Annotated in this window: 5 protein-coding genes; 4 read left to right on the top strand and 1 reads right to left on the bottom strand. The window is 68.8% G+C overall.

Annotated features, from left to right (window positions below; all coding sequences use genetic code 11):
* The 4 genes from QUS11_11625 to QUS11_11610 all read left to right on the top strand — a co-directional run.
* On the top strand, window positions 1-309 hold a 309-nt coding region (locus tag QUS11_11625), incomplete at its 5' end, for a hypothetical protein (GenBank protein MDM7993947.1).
* A gap of 11 nt (window positions 310-320) precedes the next feature.
* A complete protein-coding gene (locus QUS11_11620; GenBank protein MDM7993946.1) occupies window positions 321-1,541 on the top strand; it encodes a hypothetical protein in 1,221 nt (406 codons plus the stop codon).
* Window positions 1,542-1,559: 18 nt separating this feature from the next.
* Complete coding sequence (locus QUS11_11615) at window positions 1,560-3,260, top strand: SpoIIE family protein phosphatase (GenBank protein MDM7993945.1); 1,701 nt, start codon at window positions 1,560-1,562, stop codon at window positions 3,258-3,260.
* A 23-nt stretch (window positions 3,261-3,283) separates the two neighbouring features.
* Complete coding sequence (locus QUS11_11610) at window positions 3,284-3,703, top strand: ATP-binding protein (protein ID MDM7993944.1); 420 nt, start codon at window positions 3,284-3,286, stop codon at window positions 3,701-3,703.
* Between the two features lie 147 nt (window positions 3,704-3,850).
* Here QUS11_11610 and QUS11_11605 read toward each other — a convergent pair whose 3' ends face one another.
* On the bottom strand, window positions 3,851-4,264 hold the full coding sequence (locus tag QUS11_11605; GenBank protein ID MDM7993943.1) for a hypothetical protein: 414 nt from the start codon (window positions 4,262-4,264) through the stop codon (window positions 3,851-3,853).
* Between the last annotated feature and the right edge of the window lie 148 nt (window positions 4,265-4,412).

Below are 4,412 nucleotides of genomic sequence, written 5' to 3'. Positions count from 1 at the left end.
CCGCTGGTCCTCCTCCTCGGCTCCGCGGCGGTCTTCGTCATCCCGGCCGCCCTGATGCTGCCGTGGGCCTCGGTCGTCCGGGGGGCCGACAAGGGCTTGGACAACACCCTCAGCCAGTCCGTCCGCGAGCTCCTCTATATCCCCGTGGCGGCGGACATCAAGTACAAGGCCAAGATCTTCATCGACATGTTCGTCAACAAGTTCGCGACCGGGTTCGGGGCCGCGCTCTTCCTGGCCCTGCGGGCCGTCCGCCATTTCGATTACCGCGAGGCCAGGACCTGGCCGTCATCCGGGAGATCGGGGTCCTGACGCTCGCGTTCGTGCTGGGCTGGCTCGTCTTGACGCGGCTCGTCTACCGGGAATACCCGGCCGTCCTGAAGCCGGCCATCCGGAAGAAGTGGCGCCGGGGCGACGAGGTCCTGGCCGAGCACGTCGACGAGGACCTGACCCTCAAGATCTTCAACACCATCCAGAGCCGGGAGCGGAGCACGACCCTCTACCTCATGAACGTCTTCGACCTCGTCCGGCGCAAGGACCTGACCCCGGAGCTCAAGGCCCTCCTCGGCCTCAAGCGCGACGAGATCCGGGCCCGGGGCATGGACGCCCTCTTCGACGTCGGCGGCGCGGGCTTCTTCCCGGGCCTCGAGGAGGCCATCGAAGACCCCGCTTTCCGGCGGGAGATCGACCTGGTCTTCCTCCTGCCGGTCTACCAGGAGATCATGGCCCGGCAGCTCGGGGAGATCGCGGCCTCGCCCCTCGAGCTCGACCGGGTCGAGGTGGCCAAGCTCATCGGCCGCATGGTCCCGAACCCGCCCACGCTCGAGGCCCTCGGCCGGCTCCTGGAGGACCCCTCGCCCGAGGTCGCCCTCTACGCCCTCGAGAGCGCCGCCGTCCACCGCCATCCCGGCCACGTCCCCCGGATCCTGGCCCTGCTGGCCAATCCCATGGTCCGGGCCGAGGCCCAGGCCGCGCTGGCCGCCTATGGACCGGGTCTCGAGGCCCTGGTCGCCCCGACGCTCCGCTCGGCCGACGCGCCCCTCGAGGTCCGCCGGGCCATCCCCGAGGTCCTGGCCCGGGTCGGCACCCAGACCGCCGCCGATCTCCTCCTCGGCGAGCTGGCCCGCCGCGAGGAGGCCATGGAACAGGCCCTCGTCGACGCGCTTTGCAAGATCCGCCTCGGCCGGCCCGAGGTCCGCTTCCCCCGGAAGGCCGTCCGGCCGGAGCTCCTGCACCTCGTCCGGAAGGCCTGCGACGTCGTCCTCGTCCCGCCGCCCGGCCCGCCGGCCGGGGCCAAGGCCCTGCTCGACATCCGGATCAAGATCGTCTTCGACCTCCTGACCCTGGTGCATCCGCCCGAGGACATCGTCAAGGCCTACCAGAACATCCTGCGGGGAACGGCCCAGTCGACCGACTATTCGCTCGAGCATCTCGACACGCTCCTCGACCGGGATCTCAAGGGCCTCCTCCTGCCGCTCGTCGACGAGGGGCTCTCGCCGGAGGAGCGGGCCCAGCGCGTCCGCAAGGCCCTGAGGTTGAAATGACCGTCCGCGTCATTTAGAATGGCCGCAGAGAGTGTGCTCATGGCCACGTTGTACATCTACCCGAAATCGGGGGAGCCTTCGACCTACCCGCTGGCCGGGAGCCGGGTGACGGTCGGCCGGTCGTCCGCCAACGACATCGTCCTGTCCGACCAGTTCAGCTCGGGCATCCACGCCGTCATCGCCCCGACCGAGCGGGGCTACGCCCTGATCGACCAGGGCAGCAAGAACGGCACGTTCGTCAACGGCCGCCGGGTCACCGGCGAGATCGACCTGGCCCGGGGCGACGAGATCCTGATCGGCTCGACCCGCTTCTACTTCGACAAGGACTTCCAGCCGCCGGTCGAGACCATCGAAGGGACGACCTTCACCCACAGCTCGAACACGATCATCCAGGTCAAGGACATCCTCAAGAAGCCGCCGGCCACCGGCGTGGTCATGAAGACCCCGGGAGGCGGGCTGGACCTCGAGCGCCTGCAGAAGGACCAGAAGACGAGCTCGATCCTGAGCGCCGTCAGCCAGGCCCTGATCTACCACATGCCGCTGGAGAAGCTCCTCGGCCATGTCATGGACGTCCTCATCCAGCACCTGCCGATGGACCGCGGCGTCCTGATGCTCAAGAACGAGGAGACCCAGGCCCTCGAGCCCAAGGTCGTCCGCATCCAGAACGGGGCCTTGCGGAACCAGAGCATCTTCGTCAGCCAGACCATCGTCCGGACGGCCCTGGAACGCAACTCGGCCATCCTCATCTCCGACATCCAGGCCGACGAAGGCCTGCGCGAGCAGTTCAGCGTCATCCAGGCGCAGATCCACTCGGCCATGTGCGTGCCCCTGTGGAACAACCAAGACATCATCGGCCTCCTCTACTGCGACCGGGCCTCGCTGCTCGAGCAGTTCACCGAGGAGGACCTCCGGCTCCTGACGCTCCTGGGCAACCTGGCCGCGGTCAAGATCGAGAACGCCCGCCTCTACGAGCTGTCGCTGAAGAAGGCCCAGCTCGACCGGGAGCTGGCCCTGGCCGTCCAGATCCAGAAGAATTTCCTGCCCCAGACCGACCCGGACTTCGCGCCCTACGAGATCAGCGGCAGCGCCCGGGCCTGCCGCCAGGTCGGGGGCGACTACTTCGATTACATCGCCGTCGACAAGGACCGGCTGGCCGTGGTCATCGCCGACGTCTCGGGCGTCGGCGTCAGCGCCTCGCTGCTCATGGCCTCGCTGCGGGGCGGGCTGCACGAGCGGTTCCCCGGGGCCATCAACGTCGCCGATCTGGCGTCCCGGCTCAACGACTTCGTCTACGCCAGCTCGGACAGCGACGTGTTCATCTCGTTCTTCCTGGCCATTATCGACCGGTCCAAAGACGAGGTCCGCTACGTCAACGCCGGCCACAACCCTCCGCTCGTCGTCGGCCGCAAGGGCCCGGCCCGGGCCCACGGGACGACCGGGCTGTGCCTGGGGATGTTCCCCGAACAGGCCTATGGCGAGGAGACCCTGACGCTCGCCCCCGGCGACGTCCTCTGCCTCTACACGGACGGCATCGTCGAGAGCCGGACGGAGGCCGGCGAGGAATACGGCGAGGAGCGCCTGGCGGACAAGGTCCGCGGGCTCCGGGCCAAGCCGGCCCGGGAGATCCTCGACCGGGTCTTCGAGGACGTCTTCGCCTTCAGCGGCTGCTCCGAAGCGGGCGACGACATGACCCTCGTCGTCGTCAAGCGGAATTCGTGAGGGCCGGGGCGGGAAGAAGCGCCGTGACCGAACAAGGCCCCAAGGAGCTCCGCGTCCCGGCCGACCTCAAGGAAGTCGACCGCGTCCGGGCCTTCCTCCGGGAGGCCATCGCCGGGCTGCCCCTCGACGACGAGGCCCGGCTCAAGGTCGAGCTGGCCCTGCACGAGATCTGCGTCAACATCGCCCGCTACGCGTATCCCGAGGGCCGGGGGGGCGAGATGGCCGTCCGCATCTGGCAGGAGGGGGACTCGCTCTTCATCGAGGTCCGGGACCGGGGCATCCCCTTCAATCCCGTCCGGAAGAAGAACCCCGACCTGATGGTCAAGCTGCGTCGCGGCGTGCCCGGCGGCCTGGGCGTCTATTTCTTCAAGACGCTCATGGACGGGCTGTCCTACCGGCGGGCGGGCGGCCAGAACATCCTGACTGTCCGCAAGGCCATCTGACCCGGACCATTCACAAATCGGCTGGTGACTCGTCCAGGCTCGTCAGTAGAGGACTTTGTCCTCCCCGTTGACCTCGATCAGCCGGTCGATCTCCGCCAGGACGAGGTCCCGCCGGACAAGGATGGCGCGGACCTCCTCGTCGGTGAGTTAGTCGCCGACGGCCGCGCGGACGGCGGCGGCGTCGAGGGCCCGGACCCTGGCGACCACGGCCCGGGGCAGCTCGCTCATGAGCTTCGGCCCTTCGGGCGACTTCGCCGAATAGAGGAGGCCCCGGACGAATCGGCCCGAGGTCCGGAACGAGCGCGAGTGGTCGATCAGGATCATCCGCCAGTCGCGGGTGATCAGGATCTGGTTCATGTGCCGGTCCTCGTTGGCGATGAGGTTGTCGAGGAGCCGCTGGAGGTAGGTCGCCCGGTTCCAGCCCAGGACCTTCTGCGGGGGGATCTTGAGCCCCCGGTCCTCCTTGTCCCGCAGGGAGATGCAGTCGTCGACCCAATACTGGCAGGACCCCCGGTCATCGCGGAAGCGGCGCTCGATGGTGGGCCTGTCTCTTATACACATCTCCGAGCCCACGAGACAGCGCTGTGTATCTCGTTTTCCGTCTTCTGCTTGAAAAAGGGGGGGGGGGGGGGGGGGGGGGGGGGGGGGGGGGGGGGGGGGGGGGGGGGGGGGGGGGGGGGGGGGGGGGGGGGGGGGGGGGGGGGGGGGG

Source organism: Candidatus Fermentibacter sp., assembly GCA_030373045.1.
Lineage (GTDB): Bacteria > Fermentibacterota > Fermentibacteria > Fermentibacterales > Fermentibacteraceae > Fermentibacter.
Note: the sequence above shows the minus strand (reverse complement) of the source record. Positions and strands in the feature narration are given on the sequence as shown.